Raw genomic sequence first — 24,539 nt, 5'->3', positions numbered from 1 at the left:
GTCCGCAGGGGCTCTTGATCCGCGATGGTGATGAACCGGACATGCCGAGGCTGGAGGCGGCCCCTCCACCACCATGCCTTCCCCCCGGAAGGACACCGCTGTCTCCTCAGAAGCCCTTCAGCGCTCCACCGTCGCAGGCAATGGACTGGCCACTGATATACGCGGCCGGCTCCGACGCCAGGAACGTCACCAGCGCCGCGAACTCCTCCGGCCTGCCCAGCCGCCTCGCGGGGATGTTCGGCGCCACCTTCTCGTCGGACAGGCCCAGGTCCTTCATCCGGTCCGTCGCGTGGTAGCCCGGCAGCGCCGCGTTCACCGTGATGCCATACGGCCCCACTTCATTGCTCAGGCTCTTCACCAGCCCCAGCAACCCCGCGCGCAGGCCATTGGACACCGTGAGGTTGTTCATCGCCTCGCGCGCCGCCGTGGACGTCACCAGCACGATGCGGCCCCAGCCCTGCGCCTTCATGCCCGGCAGCGCTTCCTGAATCGCATCCACCGTGGCCAGCCACAGGCTCTGGAACCCTGTCTGCCATTGCTCCACCGTGATGGACTCGAAGCCTCCGGACGGCGGGCCTCCCGCGTTCACCACCAGCACGTCCAGGCCGCCCAGCTTCTCGGTCACCTCGCGCACCAGCCCGCGCGCGGCCCCCGGCTGAGTCAAATCACACGGCACCGCCAGCGCGGCGCCCAGCTCCTTCGCTGCCTTCTGGAGCTTCTCCCCGCCTCGCGAGGACACCGCCACCGTCGCGCGCTCCTTCACCAGCGTGTCCGCGATGGCGCGCCCCAGCCCCGACGACGCGCCCGTCACCAGCGCCCGCCTACCCTTCAAGCCGAAATCCATCCGCGTGCTCCTCCATGAAAGGGGTCAGCCGGCCGCGAATCAGCTTCGCCGCCAGGTCCAGGTCCACGTCCTCCGGCCGCTTCAGCTCCCGCGCCAGCTCCGACACGATGCCGCCCGCGATTGCGCCCACGCCGTACGCCAGCCGGTAGGGCACGCGGCTGAAGCTCACCAGCGAGTAGCGGCTGACGAACTCGCCCGGAAAGGCGTTGAGCAGCACCTTCTCCACGCCCTTCTCCAACAGGAAGCGCGGATCCGCCGTGCTGTCGCGCATCTCGATGAAGTTCTCCACCGCCATGTCCGCGATGGCGTCCGCGTTCGTCTTGCGCAGCCGCTCGAACGCGTCGAACGCGGCCGCCCAGTCCGTCTGCTGCTCCAGCAGCGAGTCCAGCACCACGCAGTCCTCGAAGCCGCAGTTCATCCCCTGTCCGTAGAAGGGGACCATCGCGTGCGCCGCGTCACCCAGCAGCAGCGTGCTTCCTCCCACGCGCCACGGCGCGCACTTCACCGTCACCATCTGTCCGGTGGGCCGGGAGAAGAACTCCTCCACCAGCCCCGGAATCAGCGCCTTCGCGTCCGGGAACTGCTCCTGGAAGAACGCCTCCAGCGCGGCGGGCGTGTGGAGTGACGCGAAGCTCACCGGCCCCTCCCACGGCAGGAACAGCGTGCACGTGAAGCTGCCGTCTTCATTCGGCAGCGCGATGAGCATGTACGTGCCGCGCGGCCAGATGTGCAGCGCGTGCTTCTCCATCTGGAAGCGCCCGCCCTCGCCCGGCGGAATCGTCAGCTCCTTGTAGCCATGCCCCAGCGTCTGCGAGTCCGCCTGGGAACCCGCCTGCGATTGCAGCGCCTGCCGCACCGCTGAACCCGAGCCGTCCGTGCCGAACACCACCGCGTCGCGGACCTCCCGCGTCGAGCCCGTGGCCTCATCCAGCACCGTGAGCGCCCCCGCCGCCGGATCCGCCTGCGTCACCCGCTGCCGGAAGCGGATGGACACGCGCCCCGTGGCCTCCGCCTGCGTCATCAGGAACTTGTTCAGCCAGCCGCGTGACAGGGAGTTGATGTGCTGCGAGTCATCCTTCCCATACGGCTGGAAGGCCAGCTCGCCCTTCACCGGGTGGATGACGCGCCCGCGCATGGGGATGGCGTGCTTCAGCGCCTCCTCCTCCAGGCCCACCTGCCGCAAGGCGTGCAGTCCGCGCGTGGAGATGGCCAGGTTGATGGAGCGCCCCGCGTCCAGCGTCTCGCGGCGCATGTCCGCCCGGCGCTCCAGCACCTCCACCGTGTGGCCCCGGCGGGCCAGGTACAGCGAGAGCAGCGAACCCACCAGGCCCGCTCCCACCACCGTCAGCTTCGACTCATTCGAGGGCATGGGCCTCCAGCGCCTTCACGAAGCGGAAGACGTCCAGGTACGTGTTGTAGAGGGGCGCGGGCGCGGCGCGGATGATGTCCGGCTCGCGGAAGTCGCAGATGATGCCGGCCGCGGACAGCCGCTGGAGCAGCCGCTTCGGCTCGCCCTTGAAGCGCAGGGACAGCTGCGCTCCGCGCTGCTTCAAATCTCGCGGCGTGGTGATGGTGACGTAGCCCGCGGGCAGCCGGTCCAGCAGGAACTCCAGGTAGCCCGTCATCTGGTCGCTCTTCGCGCGCAGGGCCGCCATCGTCGCCCTGTCGAACAACTCCAGCGACGAGCGCAGCGCCGCCAGCTGGAAGATGGGCGGGTTGGACAGCTGCCACCCCTCCGCGCCCGGCAGCGGGTCGAACGTGGGGCCCATCTCGAAGCGCGTGGCCTTGTTGTGCCCCCACCAGCCCTCGAAGCGCGGCAGCTCCGGTGAATGCGCGTGCCGCTCGTGCACGAACACGCCGCCCAGGCTGCCCGGTCCGCCGTTGAGGTACTTGTACGAACACCACACCGCGAAGTCCGGCCCGTCGTCGTGCAGCGACAGCTTCAGGTTGCCCGCCCCGTGCGCCAGGTCGAAGCCCACCTTGCAGCCCTGCGCGTGCGCCACGCGCGTAATCTCGCGCAGGTCGAACGCCTGCCCGGTGAGGTAGTTCACGCTGCCCAGCATGACCAGCGCGAGCTCCTTCCCGTGCCGCTCGATGGCCTCCAGGATGTCCTCGGAGCGCAGCGTGTCCTCGCCCTCGCGGGGCATCAGCCGGACGATGGCCTCCTTCGGGTCGTAGCCGTGGAAGCGCGCCTGAGACGCCACCGCGTATTGGTCCGACGGGAAGGCGCCGCCTTCAATCAGGATCTTGAAGCGCTCACGCGTGGGCCGGTAGAACGACACCATCATCAGGTGCAGGTTCACCGACAGGGTGTTCATCACCACGACTTCCATGGGCTGCGCGCCCACCACCCGCGCCACCATGTCGGTGAGCTGTTCGTGGTAGGGCAGCCACGGGTGGCGGCCGTGCACGTGGCCCTCCACGCCCAGCCGCTCCCAGTCCTCCATCTCCATCTGCACGTACTTGCGCGCCTTGCGCGGCTGCAGCCCCAGCGAATTGCCCGCCAGGTAGATGGCCGGCGCGCCAGACGCGGCCGGAGGGAAGAGGAACTCGTCGCGCAGGGGCCTCAGCGGATCCGCTGCGTCCAGGCCGTAGGCGAACACATCGGTGTTCTCGTAGACAGGGGCCGTCATGGTGCGAAGTCCTCGTGCGAGCGCCCCAGCCACTCCAGGGCATTTCGGGACAGCAGTTGCTCGCGCACGGAAGGCGCCAGGTCCGTCAGCGACTCGATGAGCGTGCCGGGCCGCTCCTCGCCCAGCGGGAAGGGATAGTCACTGCCCAGCGCCACCTTGTCCGCGCCGAACAGCTTCACGATGCCGCGCAACGTCTCCGCGTCGTGCACCAGCGAGTCCACCCAGAACCGGCCCAGGTAGTCGCGCGGCGCGACCTTGTTGTCCACCGCGACCAGGTCCGGGCGAACTTCGAAGCCGTGCTGGATGCGGCCCAGCGTGCCGGGGAACGCGCCACCGCCGTGCGCGAACGCCAGCCGCAGCTTCGGCAGCCGCTCCATCACCCCGCCGAAGATGAGCGAGCAGATGGCCAGCGACACCTCCGCCGGCATCCCCACCAGCCACGGCAGCCAGTACTTCGCCATCTTCGCCTCACCCATCATGTCCCACGGGTGCACGAAGACGGCCGCGCCCAGGTCGCTCGCCGCCTGGAAGAAGGGGAAGAGGGCCGGGTCGGACAGGTTCAGGTCATTGACGTGGCTGCCAATCTGCACGCCCGCGAACCCCAGCGTGCGCACGCAGCGCTCCAATTCCTTGACCGCCAGGTCGGTGGATTGGAGCGGCACCGTGCCCAGGCCCACGAAGCGCTTCGGCGCTGTCGCCACCGCGCCGGCCAGGTGGTCGTTGAGGAAGCGCGCCACCTCCAGGCCGTCCTGCGGCTTCGCCCAATAGCTGAACAGCACCGGCACCGTGGACAGGACCTGCACCTGGACGCCGTGCGCGTCGCATTCCACGACGCGCTGCTTCGGGTCCCAGCAGTTGCTTTCAATCTCGCGGAAGAACTTCCCGTCGTCCCGCATCATCCGCGCGCGGCAGGGCGCGTGGTGGTCCAGCGCGATGAAGCCGCCGTAGCCGAAGCGCTCGGCGAAGCGGGGCAGCTCCGGGGGGAGGAGGTGCGTGTGGATGTCGACCTTCACTTGGGCGCACCACCCCGCGCCACCTTCGTGCCGCACTGCTTGCACGTGCAGTTCTCGGGGTTGCCGTAGAAGTGCTCGAACACCGGCGGCAGCTGCGTCACCAGGTTGGTGACGTGCAGCGACTCCTCATAGAGCTTCTCGCCGCACTTCGGGCACAGCCACAGGAACGAATCCAGCTCCTGCGGCTGGCGGCGGCGCTCCAGCACCAGGCCGATGGTGCCCGCGGGCCGCTGCGGCGAGTGCGGCACCTTGGGCGGCAGCAGGAAGATTTCCCCCTCGCGGATGGGGACGTCCTGCACCTGGCCGTCGTCGATGACGCGCAGGGTGATGTCGCCCTCCAGTTGGTAGAAGAACTCCTCGCCCTCGTTGACGTGGAAGTCCGTGCGCGAGTTGGGCCCGCCCACCACCGTGACCATGAAGTCCCGGTCCTCCCACACCTGCTGGTTGCCCACGGGCGGCTTGAGCAGGGGGCGGTGCTCGTCGATCCACTTCTTGAAGTTGATGGGGGTCAGTCGGCCCATGTCACTCGTCTCCAATGGTGGCGATGCACTTGAGTTCAATCGCGATGGGCGTGGGCAGCGCGTTGATTTCCAGCGTGGTGCGGCACGGCGGGTTGTCCTTGAAGTACTCCGCCCACAGCCGGTTGTACGTGGGGAAGTCCCGCTTCATGTCCGTGAGGTACACCGTCACGTCCACCAGCCGCTCCCACGACGAGCCCGCGTCCTCCAGGATGTAGCGCACGTTGCGGAACACGGAGTGGCACTGCGTCTCGATGTCGTACGAGACGATGTTCCCCGCCGCGTCCAGCTCCACGCCCGGAATGGCCTTGCTGCCGCGCTCGCGCGGGCCCACGCCGGAGAGGAACAAGAGATTCCCCACACGGCGCGCATGGGGATAGAGCCCCACCGGCTCCGGGGCCTTCTTCGAATCGATCCGCTCGCCAGCGCTCACGTGTGGCTCTCCCCGCTCAAAGCTTGATGCAGACGTTCTTGGGCTCGGTGAAGAAGCGCAGCGCGTCCCAGCCGCCCTCGCGCCCCACGCCGGATTCCTTCACTCCACCAAACGGCGTGCGCAGGTCGCGCAGCATCCAGGTGTTCACCCAGACGATGCCGCTGTGCAGCCGGGACGCGAACCGGTGCGCGCGCGCCAGGTCCTTCGTCCACACGCTGCCCGCCAGCCCGTAGCGCGTGGAGTTGGCCCACGACAGCACCTCCTCCTCGTCGTCGAAGGGCATGATGGTCGCCACCGGACCGAAGATCTCCTCCTGGTTCGTGCGGCACGTGGGGGCGAGGCCCTCCACCAGCGTGGGCTCGATGAACCAGCCGTTCGCGCAGCGGCCGGGCACGTTCGCGCGCTGGCCGCCGGTGAGGATGTTGCCGCCCTCCTGCTTCGCGAGCGTGATGTAGCCCATCACCTTCTCGAAGTGCTCGCGCGACACGAGCGCGCCCTGGTCCGTGCCGTCCACCAGCGGGTCGCCCACCTTGAGGGCCTTCGTGCGCGCGACCAGCGCTTCCTTGAAGCGCGGATACAGCGAGCGCTGCACGAAGATGCGCGGGCCGCACAGGCAGATCTGCCCCTGGTTCGCGAACGACGAGCGCAGCGTGGTGGCCAGCGCGTCGTCGAAGTCGCAGTCCGCGAAGATGACGTTGGGGTTCTTCCCGCCCATCTCCAGGGACAGCTTCTTGAACGCGGGCGCGGCCACGCGAGCAATCTCCGCGCCCGTGCGCGTGCTGCCGGTGAAGGAGATGGCGCTCACCTCCGGGTGGCGCGTGAGGGGCCCACCGACGTGAGGCCCCAGGCCGTGCACCAGGTTGAGCACGCCCGGTGGCAGCCCCGCGTCGCGGCACACCTGCGACAGGAGGAAGGCCGTCATCGGCGTCACCTCCGACGGCTTGGCCACCACGCAGTTGCCCGCCGCCAGCGCGGGGGCAATCTTCCACGTGAGCAGGTACAGCGGCAGGTTCCACGGCGAGATGCAGCCCACCACGCCCAGCGGCGAGCGCAGCGTGTAGTTGAGCGCCACGCCGTCCATGGGGTGCGCTTCACTGGAGAACTGCGTCGCCGCGTCCGCGAAGAACTCGAAGTTGAGCACGCTGCGCGGGATGTCCACCGTGCGAGCCACCGCCAGCGGCTTGCCCGTGTCGATGGACTCCGCGCGCGCGAAGGCGTCCAGGCGCTCGTGGATGAGGCCGGCGATGCGGCGCAGGTACCGCGAGCGCTCCATCGCCGGCAGGGCGGCCCACGCGGGGAAGGCCCGGCCCGCGGCCTCCACGGCGGACTGCACGTCCACCTCGCGCGAGTCCGGCACGTGCGCGTAGAGCTGGCCCGTCGCGGGCTCCGGCTTGTCCAGCCACTGGCCGCCCGCCGCGGGCACCAGCTCGCCACCGATGTAGTTGAGGACCTTTTCCACGGGCGCGCCCTCCAAGGAGACGCGGCAATGTATGTCGCGGCCGTCCGCGGCCTCCAGGATTCCGAACAGTCGGCGTCGGATGGCGCTCGCTTGCGCGGCCGTCTGGCTCCCAGCGTCTCCGGGACCCGCTCCACAGGTGAATCCTTGGTGGAATTGCGGGCCGGGCATGGAAAAGATTCGCGCATGACCTCGACTGTGGATGTAGCGGCCCTGGCAGGAATCCTGGACGCGGCGCGGCGCGAGCGGCGAGAGATACCGCCCCTGTCGCACGCGCACCCGACCCTGACCGTGCCGGACGGTTACGCGGTGCAGGCGGAGGGCATCCGGCTGCGCGAGGCCCAGGGTGAGCGGGTGGTGGGCCTGAAGATGGGCTTCACGTCGGAGGCGAAGCGCCAGCAGATGAACCTGGGCTCGCCCATCTTCGGCGTGCTCACGGACCGGATGCGCGTGCAGCCCGGCGGCGTGGTGCGCGTGGGCGCGGGCATCCACCCGCGCATCGAACCGGAGATCGCCTTCCGCACGTCGAAGGAACTCAAGGGCACCGTGACGCGCGATGAAGTGCTGGACGCGTGCGACGCGGTCTTCGCGGCGATGGAGGTGCTGGACTCGCGCTTCGTGGGCTTCAAGTACTTCAGCCTGCCGGACGTGGTGGCGGACAACGCGTCGTCATCGCTGTTCGTGCCGGGCACCCTGGAGCGCGCCCCGCGCGAACTGGACCTGACGAAGCTCCAGATGCGCATGGAGGTGAACGGCATGGTGGAGGGCGAGGCGCGCTCGGACGCCATCTCTGGCGACCCGGTGGTGTCCCTCATCCAGCTGTGCGCGCTGCTCGCGGAGCGCGGTCAGGTGCTGCCCGCGGGAAGCCTGGTGCTGTCCGGCGCGGCCACCGCAGCCTACCTGATGAAGCCCGGCGACCACGTGCGGCTGACCGTGGACGGGCTGGGCACGGTGGAAGTGACGGCGGCGCCATAGTCCGGCGACGCCTCAGTACAGCAGGCCGTTCTTCGGCTGGAGCGGCGGCGGCAGCTCGGATTCGCCCAGCATCTGCCGCAGGTTGATCTCGATGGTGCGGCACAGCGCCGTCATGGGCGTGTCGCTGACGCCGTCCTCGAAGGGGTTCTCCACGTCGCGGCCCACCGCGTCCAGGGCGATGAAGAGGAACGCGATGATGGCGGTGATGAGCGGCGTGAGCACGCCCAGGTCCGCGACGACGCCCAGGGGCAGCATGGTGAGGTAGGCGCGCACCATGGCGTGCGGAAGGATGTCGTACTGGCGGGGCAGGGGCGTGTTCTTGATGCGCTCGCACGCGCCCAGGGAGTTGGTGAGCTCCGTGAGCGTCGCGTCCATCGCCACGCGCAGGTAGACCTTCTCCGGGTGCTCGATGTCGCTGTACACGCGGCGCATGCGCGTGCTCATCCACAGCAGGATGGCGGCGGGCACGTTCTGCTCCACGCGCAGCGCCTCCAGCACGGACGGCCGGAAGTACGGGGTGATGTCCGGGAAGGGGTCCTGCCGCCGCAGGTGGCAGCGCAGCGCGTTCACGAAGCCAATCTGCGCGTAGACCAGCTCGCGCGCGTCCTCGGTGATGCCCTCGAACATGCCGGTGATGATGCCCCGGGGGGACTCCACGGCCGGATGGACGAACGTGGCCAGGTTCGCGCGCGGGATGCTGGGACCGCGCAGGTCGCGCGCCTGCCCGAACTGGTCCCGCACCGCGCCGTCACCCACCTTGGACCAGGCGGGCGCCAGCGCGGGCCCCTCCGGCTGCACGGCCACCTGGACCAGGCGCGACGCGGCGGAGGGTGTCTCCGGCGTCCCGTCACTGCGCTGGGCGCGAGGGGCGGGCAGGAAGCTGATCACCTGCCGGGCCAGCGTCCGCGACGCGTTCACCAGCCCGCCCCAGATGGTGCGCGCTTCCCACCAACGCTCGTAGGCGGAGTTGTTGCGGAAGCCGAGCAGCACGCCCAGTGCCGCGGCCAGCAGCGTCACCGGCAACGCAGGCACCGACAGCCACCTGGCGTCCAGCACCTCGTAGCCCAGGGAGATGGCCAGCGCGATGGCGATGTGGACGACGACGGGGCGCCCCGTGTAGCGGAGGATGATCCGCCAGGACAGCATCCGACCGACGATCATCTCCCGGGGCTCCTCTTCGCGGGGCGTGCTGCGTGAGGAGCTGGATGTAGTGATGCCCCCGAGGCGCGGCAATGCGCCGCGTCACCTTCGCGCCCCCCGTCCGGCCGCAAGTCCCCTCCGCACGCCCGGAGAGCGTGCGGAAGCGGACGAAGGACGCGTGCGCCCGTCAGGCCCGCGACTTGGAGAAGACGATGCTCGCGCCCGTCGCCGGCACCGTCACGGTGAAGGTGCGCTCCACGGTGGCCAGGCCGTTGCCGCCGCGCGACGCCAGCTCCAGGAAGAACGCGCCCGTGGCCTTCAGGTGGAAGGACTGCGCCCACGACTGGGACAGCGCCTTGAACGCGCCCTTGAAGACGGCAGGCGAGCGCTGCTCGCTGTTGCGCAGGTCCAGCAGGCCCGCGCGCAGCTCGTGCCACTTGGACACGGTGCCGGGGTTCTTCTGGATGACCTCCGCGAGCGTCAGCATGCCGTTGCCCAGCAGCCCTTCGATGTACGCGAAGTGCCCGACCAGCGGATTCTTCTTCAGGGTCGCGCCAGCCATGTTCGCGGCCACGGCGGCGGACCAGTTCTGCTCCAGGTACTCCTTCCACAGGGGCGCGTAGACAGACTCGCGCACGGTGGGCCGGTCGCGGCACGGCACGCCGTACCAGGGCAGGGCCCGGGCCAGCGCGCGAGCGAAGGCGGAGTGTGCGTCCGGATCCGCCGCGTGGGTGATGACGTCGCGCAGCGTCCGGTTGTCCAGCTTCAGCTCCACCCGCGTTTCAATCTCCTTGCCGCCGGAAGCGTCGCGGATGCGCTTGAGGACCTCCTCCTCCTCGGCGTCATCCAGCGCGCCCCAGATGATGGCCTCGTCCACGGCCTGGCGCAGGTCGTCGTCCGACAGCTTGCGAGCGTCACGGGCCAGCAGCAGGTACAGGCCCAGGTCGAAGTCCGCGACGGTGGGCGACTTGCGGAACTCCGCCATGTCCGCCTTGAAGTCCGCGGTCCAGCGCATGTACGGCGTGAGCAGCGTGCCCTTGTAGCTGCGCACGCCCAGGAACGAGACGCGCTGGGGCGACTCCTTCTCCAGGCTGTTGCGCTGCACCACCTGGGTGAGCTCGTGCACGTCGCTGCCGCCCAGCGCCCACTTGCCCAGCTTCAGGGAGAAGCCCCAGGCCTTGGACTCCTTGTTGACCTCCTTCAGCAGGCACTGCTCCAGCGCCATGCCTTCGGCCTGCATGCGCTGCATCGCGCTGTCCATCCGTCCGGACACCAGCAGCGGGTGCAGCGCGCGGGCCTGGGCGTCGGTGCACACGGTGGACAGGAGCGTGGTCTGCTCGCGCAGGCGCAGGTACTCGTAGCGGAAGCCCGCTTCGAACTTGGACTCGGCCAGCGCCTGGACGCGCCCGCGCACGTCCGTGCGGAGCTTCTCCCACTGCGTTCGCAGCGCCGTGGTGTTGGCCTCCAGCTCCCCGAAGCCCAGCCGGTCCAGGATGATGCGCAGGACCTTGGTCTCGTTCGCGGACAGGGTGTGCGCTTCCAGCTTCGTCATCAGGGAGTCGAACTCGGACAGCGGCACCGACAGGAGCCCTTCGAGCACGTGCTCCACCTGGGAGACGACGGCGGCCGGGTCGGTGAGGCTCGCCTCCACGTGCAGGCTGGCCGTCACGCCCGCCTCGCGCGCCACCACCTTCTTCACCTGCACGCGCACCTGTCCAGCCGCGGGGCGGGAGAAGACGACGGCGTAGTCGTCCACCACCTTCACCTTGGCGGACACGGTGGCGCCCGCCTTGGCCTCGAAGGCCATCATGGTGCTGGCGGACAAGAGCTTTGTCAGCGTCTGGAGGTTGGACGTGTAGACGTCCGTCCAGTCCAGCGTCGCGGTGACGGACAGCTCGCCGCGCGCCTGGAACGCGATGGCGTCACCCACGCCCAGCTTGTCCAGCGACGACGTGAGCAGGGGCAGCCGCAGCTCCGGCGCGTTCTTCTTCAGCGCGGCGCGCGCGTTCGTGTCCTGCGTGTGCCGGTGGTAGTCCGCGAGCAGCACCCGCACGTCGCCGTTGGCCGCGAGCGCCACGTAGGGCAGCGGGAAGCCGACGTCCGCCTTCACGCGCGCCTCCACGCCGTACTTGAGCCACGCCTGATCACCGCCGTAGACGAGCGCCGGTGCCAGCTGCGTCGTCGCGTCGCCGGGGGCCTCGCCCACCACGCCCGCCGCGTCCACGTCCGCCGGGGCGTCATAGCCTTCGACGAAGCCGCGCGCGGACACGTCGAACGCGAACGTCAGGGAGCCCAGCACCGCTGTAGCGGGCAGCGCATAGCTGGCGGTCGGCAATTCCACGCGGATGTCCGAGCCCTTGAGGGGCGCATCCGGCAGCACCTTCGACACTTCGTCCAGCAGCGCGAGCTTCCACGACATGACGGCTCCCTCCCCGACGTCCACGGAAAGGCCGCATCCTACATGGTCGGTCCCACGTGGGAGGCCGGACGTGAAGCGGGCGCGAGCGACCCACCAGGGAGTCGCCGTCACCGGCTCAAGGCACGTCGTGGACCTGCTGGAGCGCGGGCGTACCGTCCGCCTTCACGACCAGCGGGTCGGGCATCAGCCCCGGGATGCAGGAGCGGATGCTGACCTGGGTTTCATCCACGGGCTCCAGCACCAGCGACGTCGTCCGCGTGGGGAGCGCGCGCGGCCACTGGCCCTTCTCCGCGCGGGCCACGTCCACCTCCGCCAGGGCGATGAGGGCCTCGGAGCGCAGCGTGCGCAGCTCCAATGCTTCCACGTCCTCGGGAGACAGGCGCACCGACGGGGCCTCCTCCTGGCGGAAGTACTCCCCGGCCTTCCGGGTCTCCAGGGCCGCCAGCGAACGGCGGCGCTCCTCTGCCGGTTGATCCGCCACGGCGAGGAGGTCGTCCGCGTCCTCCACCCACTGACGCCACTGGAGACGGCGCGACAAGGCCCCGGGCTGCTCGGGGGCGTCGAACCACGTGGGCGGCAGCTCGGCGCGGGTGTCGTCGGAGAGCAGGTCGCGGAAGGCGTGGAGCTGCGCGGCGACGGCCTCCTCGTGCAGCATCAGGGACACCGGCGGGAAGCCCTCATGCAGCCGGGTGAGCTGCGAGATGGCCTGACGCTTGCGGGACAGGGATGCCGCGTCGAGCGCGTCCGCGCAGGCCCGCCACGTGCGCGCATAGCCGGCCGCGGACAGCCGCTGTCCCACGAGCCCGCCGCCCAGGGCCAGCTCCCGGCTCAGCGCGAGCGCGTCCAGGCACGTGTCCACCGCGGGATCCGCTTCACCCCGCGACACGAGCCGCCGCGTCTCCAACGCCGCGTCCTCCACCACGTGGCGAAGCGCGTGGATCAGCGCGTCCCGCCGCGACACCTCCGGACCGGACAGGGGACGCAGGTCCTCCGGAAGGCCGCCGGACTCCGCGTGGGTGGCGGCGAGCACCCGCCGCATCAGCGGCAGGCCCTGCTCCAGGGCTTCACGGCGGGAAGCGGGAAGGTCCGTCACCGGAGCGCGTCCTTCCATCACGGCCCCCAGGGTCGCTGCCTCCGCCGCGGTGGGGGCAGGGGTCGCGCGGGCCTGCTGGAGCAGCGCGGGCAGGAGCGGAACCATCGCGTCCCCGAAGGTGCCGGGCCGCGTGGCGGTGATGTGCGCCGGACGCGGGTGCTCCGCGTGCGTCAGCGTGTTCACCTCGCGCAGGAGCCGCTCCTCCAGCGCGTCGGTGCGCAGGTGCTGGTGCGCCAGCGCCCCGAGGCTCACGAGGACGGACAGGGACACGCCTCCCATGAGGGCGGGGAGGGGGCGCTTCAAGGCCATCGGGAACGGACTCCAGGAGGGGGACCTGGAATGTCGCACGAAACGCCAGGCCCCCAACAGCCACCCACCGAGGGCGACGTTGCCTGGCGAGCAGGAGCCTCACCTCCAGGTCATGGAGCCTGTCAGGTCCTCTACCGGGCAGGCGTGCTCAACCGGCGAAGCAGGAGCTCCGCCAGGTCGCGGGCCTGCGAACGGATTTCAGGTACGGCTGTGGTTTCCCACAGGTCCCCCCGCCGCGTCGGGCCCAGCGTGAAGAGGTGGGCGGAGGGCTGTCCACGTGCGTCCAGCACCTCGCCGTCGGGCGCCGTCGCCAGCCCCATGCCCAGCGAGTCCGCGCGAGCCTGTCCCGCCTCCAGCAGGCCGCGCAGGACGGGCTGGCCGCGCGAGGCCGGGTTCGACTCGGGGCCGGTGCAGTTGATGACGTGCTGCACGCGCAGCACCTGGGGCTCGCGCTCGCCCCGGGGACGCAGGTCGACCGCCACCGCGTCCGGCTCCAACTCGAAGCGGAGCACTCGGCCCGAGTGGAGCGTCAGCCGCCCCTCGCGCCGCCACGCGTCCATCACGTCGTGGATCTCCGGCGCCATGCGGTGGCGGTGCACCTCCCAGTACGCCCGCAGGTGGCGCAGGAACCGCCGCCGCTCCTGCTCCGACAGTCGCTGCCACAACGGCGTCGTCACCGGCCGCAGCGAGTCCACCGCCGCGCGCCAGTCCGCGCCCGCCGCCGCCTGCGCGTCGACCTCCTGGCGCATCGTGCGCAGCACGTCGCGGATGCGCAGCGTGCTGAACGGCACCACGCCCTCCGCGGAAGGGGACGCGGCCTGCGTGGCGGTCTCCGCGTCGCGACAGCGGTCCATCTCCCGGCGCACCGAGCGCAACAGCTCACGGATGCGCAGGGGCTCCGCCGCCGCGGGCGTCTTCGCGCCATGCGCGCGGTGCGGGTGCGGCAGCAGGCCATGGCGCGACAGCGCGTGCACCGGGCCCTGGTGATCGCGCTCGCCCAGCGACAGCACCGTGTCCACCATGGTGAGCGCCGTGCCAATGAGCAGCACCGACTCACCGGAGCCGATGCCCTCCAGCGCGCCGGGCACCCACGGCGAGCGGTGGTAGCGCGCGCTCGCGTACAGCCCGCCGTCCGGCACGCGCAGGTCCGCGGGCATCGCGTTGCCCAGCGCCAGCACCGCGCCCTTCGCCTCCAGGCTCTGGCCGCTCGCGAGCGTCACCTTCACGCCGTCCGCCGTGTCCTCCACCGCGGTCACCTCGTCGCGCGGCGTCTCCAACTGGACGCCCGGCGCGGCCTTCGCGGCGGTGTCCTTCAGCACGAACTCCAGATACTGGCCGTAGCGGCGGCGCTCGGCGAACGCGGATGGCGGCGTGTCCGGGGCCTCCACGCGAAGCCAGCGAAGGAAGTGCTCCGGGTCGTCGACCCAGGCGCTCATGCGGCCGGCCGGGACGTTGAGCAGGTGACGCGCGCTGGTGGTGGAGTACGCGACCCCCCGGCCCAGGCGCTCCCCCCGCTCCACGAGGGCCACGCGCAGGGGCGAACGGGCGCCCCGCAAGAGACAGGCCGCGAGCAGCGTTCCGCTGGCGCCCGCGCCGATGATGATCACGTCCTGCCGGGAGTTCACCGCGCGATTGTAGGTCCGGCCCCCCCGGATGCCATCCCTCCCGAGCGTCGCCACCCGCTCGGATTGTCCGTAGGCCCACGGCCCCTGGCCTTCCAGGCCCACCCTGTGACGGCGGGGCCCGGCGGACCTCAAACCGCCTGGTGCGCCTCGGGCCGCGCGGGGAGGGACGGGGCAGGGGGCGCGACCGCCAGCCGCTCCCCGATGCGCGTCAGTCCCTCGCCATCGCGGGCGCGCGCATGCACTCGCGGATAGTCGGCGAACGCGGTGCCCAGCCACCGGTCCAGCACCACGGTGTACAGGCCGTAGTGCCCCTGGTAGCGCGCGTGGTGCAGCGCGTGGAACGTGGGGGTGAAGAAGACGCGGCCCACCCAGGACGTCACGAAGCGCTTCGGCAGCCACTCCGTGTTGCCGTGCCCGAACGCGTTGAGGACGTAGTTGGTCAGCATGTAGGCCAGGATTCCCACCTGCGTGCCCGGGAACACGTGCATGGCCGCGAAGTGCAGGCCCAGCCCGCCGCCCATCAGCACCACCCGCTCCACCACGGAGAACGACAGCGCGGTGAGCGGCTCCGTCACCTGCGCCACGTGGTGCTGCGCGTGGAAGCGGTAGAAGCGCGGCAGGTGCAGCAGCCGGTGCGTCACGTAGAACCACACCTCGAAGCCCACGAACATCCACGCGTACGACCACAGCGCCGTGGACAGGCTGAACGGCGCCATCAGGGGGCCGCTGAAGTACCGGAACGTCCCGATGAGCACCGCGTCCGTCACCACCACGCCCACCGCCGCCAGCGCCTCGCTGCGCAGCTGCCCCTTCGCCAGCTCCCGCCGGTACACCCGGAAGCGCTCCGCCAGCCGCGTGCGCCACACCCCCCAGCCACCCACCACCGTCAGCAGCTTGAGCGTCCCCGAGATGAGCAGGACCAGCAGGAACAGCACCGGCAGCGAAGGATTCTCAGGCAGCAGCGCATGCATCACGGACCTCGCGAAGGCCAGCACACCCCCGGGCCAGTCATGCCCGGACACCCCATGGATAATTCCCGTCCGTGGTTATTGTCAAACCTGACAATAGTGATGGGTGCGTTGAACGACGAAGCGGGGGGCTAGGATGCGCCGCGATGGCATCCAAGCGTCCCCAGGGCCGGGCTCCGGCCCGGCGCACCTCCGCTCCCCGTCGCCCCGCGAAGCCCGCCGCGCCCCGGAAGCGGCGCACCCCGGAGGAGGCGCGAGACGCCATCCTCCAGGCCGCCGAGCCGCTGCTCGTGGAGCAGGGGCCGGACAAGGTGGGGCTGCAGGCGGTGGCGAAGGCGGCGGGGGTGAGCCACGCGCTCGTCACGCACTACTTCGGCACCTACGAGGCCCTGGTGCGCGAGGTGCTCCTGCGCCGCAACGAATTGCTGGCCGCGTCCTTCCGGGAGCACCTGCTCGCGGCGGACGCGCCTCCCAGCGCCGGCGCGCTGCTCGAGCGCTTCTTCACCGTGGTCCAGCAGGGACAGCACAGCCGGCTGATGGCGTGGGCGCTGCTCACCGGCCGCGCCGAGCACATGCCGCTCGTGCGCGCGCAGGGCCTGCGGCTGTTGGCGGACGCGCTGGAGTTCCAGTCGGGCCGCGTGGCGGAGGCGCAGGGCACGCCACCGCCCTCGCGCGACACGGTGGACATGACGCTGCTCGTGGCGCTGTGCGCGTCGCAGTGGTTCCTGCTCGCGCGGGAGGCGCTGCTGCCCGTGATGGGGCGTCCGGCGGACGCGGCGTCGGACGCGAGGTTCCGCGAGGTGCTCGGGGGGATGCTCCAGGGGGCTCTCGGGATGAAGCCGCCCGGCGGAGGCTGAAGCTCAGGTCCAGTCGGCCTGCGGGCGCTGCGGCTGCACGAAGGCGCCCGCCACCGGCAGGGTCACGCGGAAGACGCTGCCCCGGCCGGGCGCGCTCTCCATCGTGAGCGTGCCGCCCAGCGAGGTGACGATGCCATGGCACACCGCGAGCCCCAGCCCCGTGCCCACGCCCAGCGGCTTGGTGGTGAAGAAGGGGTCGAAGATGCGCTCGCGGTGCTCGGGCTCGATGCCGCAGCCGGTGTCGCGCACCTCCACCAGCACGTGGCCGGGCTCTCCGGGACGCGCCACCACGCGCACCTCGTTGCCCTCCGCGTTCCCCGGGGAGATGGACTGCGCCGCGTTGAGCAGCAGGTTGAGGAACACCTGCCCCAACCGCGAGCCGTTGCCCTGCACCGGCGGCACGCCGTCGCACTCCACCACCAGCCGCGCGCGGTGCCGCAACTCGTGCATGGCCATCTTCGCCGCCGTGCGCACCACCGCGGCCAGCTCCGCGGGCCCGCTGCCCACGTCCTCCGCGCGCGACAGCGTCTGCAGGTCGCGCACGATGAGCCGGATGCGCTCCGCGCCGTCGCGCGTCTCCGCCAGCGCTTCCAATATCTCCTGCCGGTCCTGCTCCGACAGGCGCTCCTTCTGCTGCAGCTCCTGGTGGATGTACTCCAGGTTGCTCAGGATGAAGGCCAGCGGGTTGTTGATTTCATGGCCCACGCCCGCCGCGATGCGCCCCAGCGCGATGAGCCGGTCCGCGAAGAGCAGCTGGGTCTGCGTCGCGTGCAGCTGCTCCAGGCTGCTGGACAGCTTCGCGTTGGCGGCCTCCAGCGCCGCGGTGCGCTCGCGCACCGTCTCCTCCAAGAGCCGGTTGTCCGCGCAGGGCGTCTCCTCGGTGCACCGGGTGTTGGAACCGGGGCCCAGGCGCTCGAAGGCCTGGCGGAGTGTGCCCCGCCGGCGCGTCATCGCCGTCAACCGCCCGACCTTTGCTCGTAACGTCATCGCGGCCCGCTCCACCCACGTCCATCCGCGGCCGTCACCGTTCCTCGTGGCGGGGGTCCCTGCTCTCGGGAACGGCCTGTGGACGTCCATCCAACACCGCCGCCCCGTGCCCGGCAAGGTGCGCGCGAGTACGTGATGACGTCGAGCGGACACCGCTTTGGTTTCACGTCCCGACTGTCATTTTCCACTGGGGGATTCGGGCGCGCGGGAGGAACTCACCGCACGCCCGAAGGCATCTGGACACGCGGCCGGGGTGGGGACGAGGCCGTTCATGCCAGTGCGCTGCTCACCGCCGGTTCAACGGGTGCGTCCGCTTCAGGCGCCGCAGTCCGCGCGGCAGCTGTCCGCCGTGTTGCCGGAACCCGCGCGCTCGGTGAACTGGCACACGCCGTCACCGCAGCGGAACAGCTCCGTGGGCTTCACGCGCGTGGTGATGGCCGGGTACGTCTTCCCGTTGTACGTACACTGCGTGTAATAGGGCTGGCTCGGGTCACCCTTGGTGCAGAACTGCGCGCAGCTGCCAATGTTGGTGATGGGCGCGCAGGAGTCCGCCTTCAGCGTCAGGCCGCAAGCCCGCGTGGAGCTCTCCGCCGAGCTGAAGTCGCGATCCCTCGCGGCGAACAGGCCCTCGTTGGTGAAGAGGTTGCCGAAGAAGCACGCCTCCTTCGCGCTGAACTGCGACAGCTCCTCGGCGGAGTAGGGAATCGCCGCGCCCTCCGCCGTGCGGCCCAGCACGGACAGCGCGATGTGCAGGCCGTACTTGTTCGCGTGCGCCGCCAGGCACGCGCTCACCGCCTGCTGCTCCGTCACCGTCGCGGCCTTGCCCGTGGCCCAACCCGGCGCCAGGCCCAGGCTGCCCTGCCACGTGTACTTCGCCCCGGTGGTCGTGGACTGGAAGGTGCGCGTCTGCCCCTCGGGCACCGAGCACTTCACGATGTACGCCATCAGCATCGGCGCAGTGTCCGTGTTCTGGCTGAACCACGCGTTGAAGCTCTCGGTGTTCAGCCCGTTGACGGTGAGCCCGTTGACGGTGAGCCCGTTGACGGTGAGCCCGTTGACCGTCAAGCCGTTGACGGTCAGCCCGTTGTCCACCTGCAGCGCCTGATCCACCGATGCTGGATCGGCCTCCCACGCCGCGTCCTCCGGCATCGCGCCACCGCAACCCACGAGGGCGAACAGCGCCCCCGTCATCAACACCGCCTTCAGGGGTTGGCGTGAGGCAACTCGGTTCCACCACTCGCTGCATCCACTTCCAGGCCGAAAAGCAGGGGTGAGGCGCATGTAGGGGCTCCCGCTCGAGGGAAGTCGGAGGACCGGCTTCCAGAATGTCAGGCAGTCCAGGCTTTCACCTAGAAAGGTGCTGAAACTGTCAGACAGGGGAATCGTGACGGATTCAGGATCTAAAATAAATACGGTTTCGTCAAAAAATTATGGTGTGGGTCCAATTCTCACGGGGGCGGACGTGTGCCGGTGAAAGGCATGGGACCACACGGCTCAAGCGGGGTGCCGCGGGGGAGGAGGAGTGCGGGGACGGCCTACTGCGGAGGAGTCTCTTCGAGGTACTGGGACGCGGGACGGGTGATGGCGAAGCCACCGGGGTCCCTTACGTTCCAGGTTGCCACATGCGTGACCGGGCCGCCTACCACCTCGGCCTCGCCGGAGTCGCCGCGTGTCTCCGCCTCACCATGGTGGAGGCAGAGGTGGACGCGGGCGTGGACGGCTTCGGCCAGACGCTGCGCCTCGGCTTGCAGTTCTCTCAGGGGTCGAAGGGCGAGCGCGGGAGTGATGCCGGCGGCCACGGGCCGCACGCCCAGGAGCGCGGTGCCCGTCTGGAGCGCCAGGATGAAGTGCTCCGCGCGCAGGCCCTGCTCCAGTGTGTCCATGACGTGGGCGAGCGCGGCGTAGGTGGTGTCGTCGTCCATGTCCGTGGCGGGGAGCACCACCTCCGCGTTCACGGCCAGCACGAGCCGCGTCTGGCTCTCCACCTGATTGGGCTCTTCCGTGGCTTCGCGCAGCGCGGTGAGGAAGGCGTTCACGCTGGGGTAGCGGCGGGTGGCGTCCTTGTCCAGGCACCGGAGCACCACCGCGTCCACGGCGGGGGACACCGGGGCCTTCACGCTGGGGCGCGGAGGCGGGGCCTCCAGGTGCATGCGCTCCAGCTCCAGACGATCATCGGACTGGAAGGGGTAGCGGCCGGTGAGCAGCTGATACAGGAGCACGCCCAGCGCGTACACGTCCGTGGGCGGCCCGATGGTGCCGCCGCGGAACTGCTCGGGCGCCATCGCGTGCGCGGTGCCCAGGCGCTGTCCCGCGGTGGTGAGCCCCTCCTGCCCGGGCTCCTGCTGGATGAGCTTCGCGATGCCGAAGTCCAACAGCTTCAGCCGGGGCTTCTCCCCCTCCTCCACGACGAGGATGTTGCTGGACTTCAAGTCCCGGTGCACGACGCCCGCGCGGTGCGCCGCCTCCAGCGCGCCGCAGACGGGCTCCAGGTACGCCAGCGCGCGGGACGCGGACAGCCGCCCGCGCTCCTGCACCACCTGGCTCAGCGTGCGCCCGGAGAGCAGCTCCATCACGTAGTAGGGGCTGCCGTCCGGCATCAGCCCGAAGTCGTAGACGTCCACGATGTTCGGGTGGTGGATCTGATTGACGACGCGCGCCTCGCGCACGAAGCGCTGGAGCATCTCGCCCTGGTCCGCCAGGTGCGAGTGCAGCACCTTCACCGCCGCGTGCCGCCCCAGGATGCGGTGCTCCGCCTCGTAGACGCTGCCGTGGCCGCCGGCCGCCAGCATGGACTTGAGGACGTATTCACCCGCCAGGGTGCCCGGCCCGCGCTCGGCACGGCTGGGTGTGTCGTGCCCCTTGTCCGAGGTATTCGCGTTCGCGCGTGCCTGGATGCGGAAGGTGCTCTCTGAATCCACCGCCATGAATACCCCGCACCCTACCATCCACGGGGTGGGTCGCGAGTGCCCGTGCCGGGTTGGCTGCCCTGCTTGCCTGCCTGGCCGTTCACCAGGAGTCAGGGTCCCTGTCCTGAAGGGGGTGGGGACGTTCATTGGAAGCCGTTGGGGTATGGTTGCGGTCCGGGCCAGGACTTCGGGCCCAAACGGAGCGCGGCGTCATGCACGACAGGCGGCGAGGACACTGCCAGCCCGAGCGCAGGGGGACGTCAGGGGGCTTGCATACATGATGACGTTGGTGGACGAGCTCACGACCTGTGCGGGCCAGTCGGTGACGGCCCCGTCCTCGACCGGGGCGTGCCTCATCCTCATCAGCACCACGACGCCGGCGGCCATCGGCAAGGCGTACCGGTTGGAGCCGGGCGAGCACGTCATCGGGCGCGGGTCGGAAGCGGAGGTGCGCATCGACGACCACGGGGTGTCGCGCAAGCACGCGCGCATCCAGCGCAAGTCGGACGGTTCGTGCCTCGTCACGGACCTGGAGTCCACCAACGGCACGTTCCTCAACGGCCTGCCGGTGTCCACCGCGGAGCTGCAGGAGGGCGACCGGCTCCAGGTGGGCACGGTGACGGTGTTCCGCTTCTCCCGGCGCGAGGTGCTGGAGCAGCGCGAGGAGCAGCTCAGGCAGGCGCTGTCCGCCGCGCGCGTGGGCATCTGGGACTGGAACGCGAAGACGGGGCAGGTGACCTGGAGCGAGCACGTGGACCGGCTCCTGGGCCTGGCCGTGGGCAAGCTGTCCGGCCGCGCCATGGACCTGGAGGAGGTGGTGCACCCGGCGGACCTGCCCAGGCTTCGCGCGGGGCTGGCCACGGCGCTGCAGCAGCGCTCGCAGGTGGACGTGGAGTACCGCATCGAGCCCGCGGGCAGCGGCTACCGCTGGATTTCGTGCAAGGGCGACGTGCTGCTGGACGCGTCGGGGCAGCCCGCGCGGGTGACGGGCACGGTGATGGACATCACCGCGCGCAAGCAGGCGGAGCAGGAGCTGCACCGCCAGGCGCTCATCTTCGAGAGCATCTCCGACGGCGTCGTCATCACGGACCTGGCGGGCGGGGTCATCGACTGGAACACCAGCGCGGAGCGGATGTTCGGCCGCAGCCGCAAGGAGGCCATGGGACAGACGCTCTTCAGCGTGCTGCACCCCGGTGAGCCGGACCGGCTGACGGGCGCCGTCCTCACCGCGCTGGAGGTGCACGGGCGCTGGAGCGGGGAGATGGAGTTCAAGCGCGCGGACGGCATGGCGTGCGTCTGCGAGTCCGTGGTGGTGCCGCTGCGCGACGCGGAAGGGCGCATCATCGCGAACATCATGGTGCACCGCGACCTGAGCGAGCGCCGGCAGCTCCAGGCGCGCCTGGTGGTGGCGGACCGGTTGGCCAGCGTGGGCACGCTGGGCGCGGGCGTGGCGCACGAAATCAACAACCCGCTGGCGTACATGCTGGTGAACCTGCACCTCATCCGCGAGGGGCTGGACAAGCTGGAGGCTCAAGGCGCCCCGTCCGAGCCGGTGGCCTCCATCCAGCAGCTGGTGCGCGAGACGACGGAGGGCGCGGAGCGCATCGCGACCATCGTGCGGGACCTGAAGGTCTTCGCGCGCGGCGAGCAGGAGTCGCGCCCCATGCCGGTGGACGTGCGCCGCTCGGTGGAGCTGGCGTGCAAGATGGCGGACAACGTCATCCGCCACCGCGCGCGGCTCGTGACGGAATTCGAACCCGTCCCCGCGGTGGAGGCGAGCGAGGCGCGGCTGTGCCAGGTGTTCTTGAACCTGCTGCTCAACGCGGCGCAGGCGATTCCGGAGCATCCATCCTCCGTCACCGAGCACGAGATTCGCGCCATCATCCGCCCGGGCGAGACGGGCAAGGTGGTGGTGGAGGTTCGCGACACCGGCGTGGGCATGACGCCGGAGGTGCTGGGGCGCATCTTCGATCCGTTCTTCACCACGAAGGCAGTGGGCGTGGGCACGGGGCTGGGGCTGTCCATCTGCCACGGCATCGTGGAGTCCATGGGCGGCTCCATCCACGCGGAGAGCACGCCGGGGCAGGGCAGTATCTTCCGCGTGGTGCTGCGCTCGGCGGCGCACGAAGTGGACCTCTACCCGCGGCTGTCGGCGACGGCGCCGGCGGGGGCTCGGGCGCGCATCCTGGTGGTGGATGACGAGCCCAACGTGACGGTGGCGCTGCAGCGCTCGCTGGCCTCGGAGCACGAGGTGTCCACGGCGAACAGCGCGCAGGCGGCGCTGCGGCTGGTGAACGAGGGCGGCCGCTTCGACCTCATCCTCTGCGACGTGATGATGCCCGGGATGACGGGCATGGACCTGTACTTCGAGCTGGGGCGCTCGGTGCCGGAGCAGGCGGGGCGCATGGTGTTCATGACGGGTGGAGCCTTCACCCCGCGCACGACGTCGTTCCTGCGGGACGTGCCGAACCTCAAGCTGAGCAAGCCGCTGGACCTGGCGCAGCTGCGCGAACTGGTCGGCCGCTCGGCGGAGGCGTCTCGATGAGCGCTTCCTCCGGGCAACCCGCCGCTCCTCCAGAGGTCGCGGCGGGGCCGGAGGCCCCTGGGCCCGTGGCGCCAGTGGGGAGGGGGTTCGCGGGGGCGGAGGTCTCCGAGGGCCGGGAGTGGACGGCCCGGTCGTTGGGGATGGGCCTGCTCATTGGCGCGCTGCTGGCCGTCACCAACCTCTACATGGGATTGAAGACGGGCCTGTGGGACTCGGGCTCCATCGCGGCGGCGGTGCTGGGGTTCAGTGCCCTGGCGCCTTATGGGCGCAAGCGGGGCGTGCCCTACACGCCGCTGGAGAACAACCTCACGCAGACGGCCGCGGCGGCGGTGGGCGCGATGCCCGCGTCGGCGGGGCTGCTGGCCGCGATTCCGGCGCTGGCCCTGCTGGGCACGGGTGTGCCGGGCTGGGGCATCACGGTCTGGGGTCTGGTCCTGGGCGTGGTGGGCGTGCTGGTGGCGGGCTTGTTGCGGCGGCGCCTGCTGGAGCAGGAGGCCCTGCCGTTCCCCACGGGCATCGCCACCGCGGAGCTCATCTCCACGCTGCACGCGGCCACGCCGTCCGAAGCGCAAGGCACGCGGCCGGGACGGGGCCGGACGCTGGTGGGCGCCGGGGTGGTGGCGATGGCGCTCACGTGGATGCGCGATGCGCGCGGCTGGCTGCCGGGAATGGTGGCGCTGCCGGGCCGCGTGGGCGGCGTCTCGCTGGAGTCGCTGACGTGGGGCGTGGGCCTGAGCCCCATGCTGCTGGCGGTGGGGATGATGACGGGCCCACAGCTGGCGTTGAGCATGCTGCTGGGGTCGGGGCTGGCGTGGGGCGTGCTCGCGTCGCGGCTCCTGGACGCGGGCCTGGTGGCGGGCTCGGGGTACGAACCGCTGTCCTCGTGGCTGATATGGCCCGGCGTGGGGTTGATGGTGGGCGGGGCGGTGGTGTCGCTGGCGGCGCAGGCGAGGGACTTCCTGGGCGCGGTGAAGGACCTGCGTTCGGTGGGCGTGAGTCGGGGAGGGCTGCCCCGGTGGAGCCTGGGCGTGGCGGCGGTGGCATGCGTGCTGGCGGTGGTGATGGGCGGGCTGCTCTTCGGGCTGGGAGTCCCGTCGATGCTGCTGGTGCTCGCGCTGCTGGTGCCGCTGTGCGCGGTGTGTGCGCGAGGCGCGGGGCAGACGGACGTGTCGCCCGTGGGCCAGGTGGGGAACCTCACGCAGGTCATCTTTGGCGGGGTGCGGCCCGGAGAGTTGTCGTCCAACGTGGCGGCGGGTTCGGTGGTGGCGGGCGCGGCGGCGCAGACGGGCGTGAGCTTGTGGTCGTTGAAGGCGGGGCACCTGCTGGGGGCGTCGGCCTCCCGGCAGCTCGCCGCGCAGCTGGTGGGCGTGACGGTGGGCGCGGTGGTGGCGGTGCCTGCCTATCTGCTGCTGGTGGACACGTACGGGCTGGGGACGGCGGTGTTGCCGGTGCCCGCGGCGGCGCAGTTCCGGGCGGTGGCGGAGGTATCCGTGCGAGGTCTGGCGGGCCTGCCGCCCTACGCGGGCTGGGCCGCGCTGGTGGGCTTCACGGTGGGGGCGCTGTCGACGCTGGCCGCGAGGAGCCGGGTTTCGCGGTGGTTGCCGTCGCCGGTGGCGATGGGTATCGGCTTCATCACTCCCGCCTACTTCGCGGTGACGCTGTGCCTGGGCGCGGGGATGGTGATGCTCGCGCGGAAGTGGCCGAAGACGACGGACGCGCACGTCTCCTCGTTGGGCGCCGGAGCGCTGGTGGGGGAATCGCTGATGGGACTCCTCGTCGCGGCGACGACGGTGCTCTCGCGGTTGGCGTAGCGACAGG

Annotated in this window: 19 protein-coding genes; 4 read left to right on the top strand and 15 right to left on the bottom strand. The window is 70.7% G+C overall.

What is annotated here, in order from left to right; genetic code table 11:
• Positions 1-106 precede the first annotated feature (106 nt).
• Genes D7Y15_RS06725 through D7Y15_RS06695 form a run of 7 tightly spaced genes read right to left on the bottom strand, consistent with a single transcriptional unit; the run spans position 107 to position 6,900 of the window.
• On the bottom strand, positions 107-832 hold the full coding sequence (locus D7Y15_RS06725) for an SDR family oxidoreductase (protein ID WP_233604847.1): 726 nt from the start codon (positions 830-832) through the stop codon (positions 107-109).
• The gene (locus tag D7Y15_RS06720) at positions 822-2,213 is read right to left on the bottom strand and encodes an NAD(P)/FAD-dependent oxidoreductase (protein ID WP_121752036.1); all 1,392 of its coding nucleotides are present in this window, start codon (positions 2,211-2,213) and stop codon (positions 822-824) included. The genes D7Y15_RS06725 and D7Y15_RS06720 overlap by 11 nt, the downstream gene beginning before the upstream one ends.
• Positions 2,200-3,477: a kynureninase gene (kynU, locus tag D7Y15_RS06715; protein WP_121752035.1), complete on the bottom strand. Its 1,278-nt coding sequence runs from the start codon at positions 3,475-3,477 to the stop codon at positions 2,200-2,202. The genes D7Y15_RS06720 and kynU overlap by 14 nt, the downstream gene beginning before the upstream one ends.
• A complete protein-coding gene (locus tag D7Y15_RS06710) occupies positions 3,474-4,490 on the bottom strand; it encodes an amidohydrolase family protein (RefSeq protein ID WP_121752034.1) in 1,017 nt (338 codons plus the stop codon). The genes kynU and D7Y15_RS06710 overlap by 4 nt, the downstream gene beginning before the upstream one ends.
• Positions 4,487-5,011 carry a 3-hydroxyanthranilate 3,4-dioxygenase gene (gene nbaC / locus D7Y15_RS06705; protein ID WP_121752033.1) on the bottom strand — a complete coding sequence of 175 codons (525 nt, stop codon included), beginning with the start codon at positions 5,009-5,011 and terminating at the stop codon, positions 4,487-4,489. The genes D7Y15_RS06710 and nbaC overlap by 4 nt, the downstream gene beginning before the upstream one ends.
• Position 5,012: 1 nt before the next feature.
• Complete coding sequence (locus D7Y15_RS06700; RefSeq protein ID WP_014393721.1) at positions 5,013-5,441, bottom strand: RidA family protein; 429 nt, start codon at positions 5,439-5,441, stop codon at positions 5,013-5,015.
• Positions 5,442-5,457: 16 nt separating this feature from the next.
• Positions 5,458-6,900: an aldehyde dehydrogenase gene (locus D7Y15_RS06695; RefSeq protein WP_121752032.1), complete on the bottom strand. Its 1,443-nt coding sequence runs from the start codon at positions 6,898-6,900 to the stop codon at positions 5,458-5,460.
• Between the two features lie 183 nt (positions 6,901-7,083).
• On the opposite strand from D7Y15_RS06695, the gene D7Y15_RS06690 reads away from it, so the two are divergent.
• Complete coding sequence (locus D7Y15_RS06690) at positions 7,084-7,872, top strand: 2-keto-4-pentenoate hydratase (protein ID WP_121752031.1); 789 nt, start codon at positions 7,084-7,086, stop codon at positions 7,870-7,872.
• A 12-nt stretch (positions 7,873-7,884) separates the two neighbouring features.
• Here the strand turns inward: D7Y15_RS06690 and D7Y15_RS06685 are convergent, their stop codons facing one another.
• The 5 genes from D7Y15_RS06685 to D7Y15_RS06665 all read right to left on the bottom strand — a co-directional run bounded on the left by D7Y15_RS06685 (position 7,885) and on the right by D7Y15_RS06665 (position 15,429).
• Entirely contained in the window at positions 7,885-9,033 is a 1,149-nt protein-coding gene (locus tag D7Y15_RS06685; protein WP_121752030.1) for a bestrophin family protein, read from the bottom strand.
• Positions 9,034-9,199: 166 nt separating this feature from the next.
• Complete coding sequence (locus D7Y15_RS06680) at positions 9,200-11,431, bottom strand: hypothetical protein (RefSeq protein WP_121752029.1); 2,232 nt, start codon at positions 11,429-11,431, stop codon at positions 9,200-9,202.
• 115 nt (positions 11,432-11,546) lie between these two features.
• Entirely contained in the window at positions 11,547-12,833 is a 1,287-nt protein-coding gene (locus D7Y15_RS06675; RefSeq protein WP_121752028.1) for a hypothetical protein, read from the bottom strand.
• A gap of 131 nt (positions 12,834-12,964) precedes the next feature.
• Positions 12,965-14,458: an FAD/NAD(P)-binding protein gene (locus D7Y15_RS06670; RefSeq protein WP_121752046.1), complete on the bottom strand. Its 1,494-nt coding sequence runs from the start codon at positions 14,456-14,458 to the stop codon at positions 12,965-12,967.
• A gap of 128 nt (positions 14,459-14,586) precedes the next feature.
• The gene (locus D7Y15_RS06665; protein WP_121752045.1) at positions 14,587-15,429 is read right to left on the bottom strand and encodes a sterol desaturase family protein; all 843 of its coding nucleotides are present in this window, start codon (positions 15,427-15,429) and stop codon (positions 14,587-14,589) included.
• 143 nt (positions 15,430-15,572) lie between these two features.
• On the opposite strand from D7Y15_RS06665, the gene D7Y15_RS06660 reads away from it, so the two are divergent.
• Positions 15,573-16,283 (top strand): TetR/AcrR family transcriptional regulator, encoded by a 711-nt coding sequence (locus tag D7Y15_RS06660; protein WP_120581176.1) that lies wholly within the window; start codon positions 15,573-15,575, stop codon positions 16,281-16,283.
• Between the two features lie 3 nt (positions 16,284-16,286).
• On the opposite strand, the gene D7Y15_RS06655 is transcribed toward D7Y15_RS06660, so the two are convergent.
• The 3 genes from D7Y15_RS06655 to D7Y15_RS06645 all read right to left on the bottom strand — a co-directional run bounded on the left by D7Y15_RS06655 (position 16,287) and on the right by D7Y15_RS06645 (position 20,194).
• The gene (locus D7Y15_RS06655; protein WP_121752027.1) at positions 16,287-17,270 is read right to left on the bottom strand and encodes a sensor histidine kinase; all 984 of its coding nucleotides are present in this window, start codon (positions 17,268-17,270) and stop codon (positions 16,287-16,289) included.
• Positions 17,271-17,585: 315 nt separating this feature from the next.
• Positions 17,586-18,461 carry a hypothetical protein gene (locus D7Y15_RS06650; RefSeq protein WP_121752026.1) on the bottom strand — a complete coding sequence of 292 codons (876 nt, stop codon included), beginning with the start codon at positions 18,459-18,461 and terminating at the stop codon, positions 17,586-17,588.
• Between the two features lie 344 nt (positions 18,462-18,805).
• Positions 18,806-20,194, bottom strand: a complete 1,389-nt coding sequence (locus D7Y15_RS06645) for a serine/threonine-protein kinase (protein ID WP_120581173.1) — start codon at positions 20,192-20,194, stop codon at positions 18,806-18,808.
• A gap of 262 nt (positions 20,195-20,456) precedes the next feature.
• Here D7Y15_RS06645 and D7Y15_RS06640 point away from each other — a divergent pair, with 262 nt between their 5' ends.
• Both D7Y15_RS06640 and D7Y15_RS06635 read left to right on the top strand, forming a co-directional pair.
• Positions 20,457-22,721, top strand: a complete 2,265-nt coding sequence (locus tag D7Y15_RS06640) for a PAS domain S-box protein (RefSeq protein WP_167547882.1) — start codon at positions 20,457-20,459, stop codon at positions 22,719-22,721.
• Positions 22,718-24,532, top strand: coding sequence for an OPT/YSL family transporter (locus tag D7Y15_RS06635; protein ID WP_121752025.1), 1,815 nt, complete (start codon positions 22,718-22,720; stop codon positions 24,530-24,532). Before D7Y15_RS06640 ends, D7Y15_RS06635 begins: the two co-directional genes overlap by 4 nt.
• The last annotated feature ends 7 nt before the right edge of the window (positions 24,533-24,539 follow it).

This window comes from Corallococcus sp. AB030 (assembly GCF_003668965.1).
In the GTDB taxonomy this organism is placed as follows: domain Bacteria; phylum Myxococcota; class Myxococcia; order Myxococcales; family Myxococcaceae; genus Corallococcus; species Corallococcus exiguus.
This window is presented reverse-complemented; position numbering and strand designations above follow the sequence as displayed.

What these genes read in the sequence shown, in the direction of transcription:
- D7Y15_RS06720 (WP_121752036.1), bottom strand. Translation starts at nt 2,213, where the DNA reads ATGCCCTCGAATGAGTCGAAGCTGACGGTGGTGGGAGCGGGCCTGGTG.
- kynU (WP_121752035.1), bottom strand. Translation starts at nt 3,477, where the DNA reads ATGACGGCCCCTGTCTACGAGAACACCGATGTGTTCGCCTACGGCCTG.
- nbaC (WP_121752033.1), bottom strand. Translation starts at nt 5,011, where the DNA reads ATGGGCCGACTGACCCCCATCAACTTCAAGAAGTGGATCGACGAGCAC.
- D7Y15_RS06690 (WP_121752031.1), top strand. Translation starts at nt 7,084, where the DNA reads ATGACCTCGACTGTGGATGTAGCGGCCCTGGCAGGAATCCTGGACGCG.
- D7Y15_RS06685 (WP_121752030.1), bottom strand. Translation starts at nt 9,033, where the DNA reads ATGATCGTCGGTCGGATGCTGTCCTGGCGGATCATCCTCCGCTACACG.
- D7Y15_RS06680 (WP_121752029.1), bottom strand. Translation starts at nt 11,431, where the DNA reads ATGTCGTGGAAGCTCGCGCTGCTGGACGAAGTGTCGAAGGTGCTGCCG.
- D7Y15_RS06675 (WP_121752028.1), bottom strand. Translation starts at nt 12,833, where the DNA reads ATGGCCTTGAAGCGCCCCCTCCCCGCCCTCATGGGAGGCGTGTCCCTG.
- D7Y15_RS06665 (WP_121752045.1), bottom strand. Translation starts at nt 15,429, where the DNA reads ATGCATGCGCTGCTGCCTGAGAATCCTTCGCTGCCGGTGCTGTTCCTG.
- D7Y15_RS06660 (WP_120581176.1), top strand. Translation starts at nt 15,573, where the DNA reads ATGGCATCCAAGCGTCCCCAGGGCCGGGCTCCGGCCCGGCGCACCTCC.
- D7Y15_RS06655 (WP_121752027.1), bottom strand. Translation starts at nt 17,270, where the DNA reads ATGACGTTACGAGCAAAGGTCGGGCGGTTGACGGCGATGACGCGCCGG.
- D7Y15_RS06650 (WP_121752026.1), bottom strand. Translation starts at nt 18,461, where the DNA reads ATGACGGGGGCGCTGTTCGCCCTCGTGGGTTGCGGTGGCGCGATGCCG.
- D7Y15_RS06645 (WP_120581173.1), bottom strand. Translation starts at nt 20,194, where the DNA reads ATGGCGGTGGATTCAGAGAGCACCTTCCGCATCCAGGCACGCGCGAAC.
- D7Y15_RS06640 (WP_167547882.1), top strand. Translation starts at nt 20,457, where the DNA reads ATGACGTTGGTGGACGAGCTCACGACCTGTGCGGGCCAGTCGGTGACG.
- D7Y15_RS06635 (WP_121752025.1), top strand. Translation starts at nt 22,718, where the DNA reads ATGAGCGCTTCCTCCGGGCAACCCGCCGCTCCTCCAGAGGTCGCGGCG.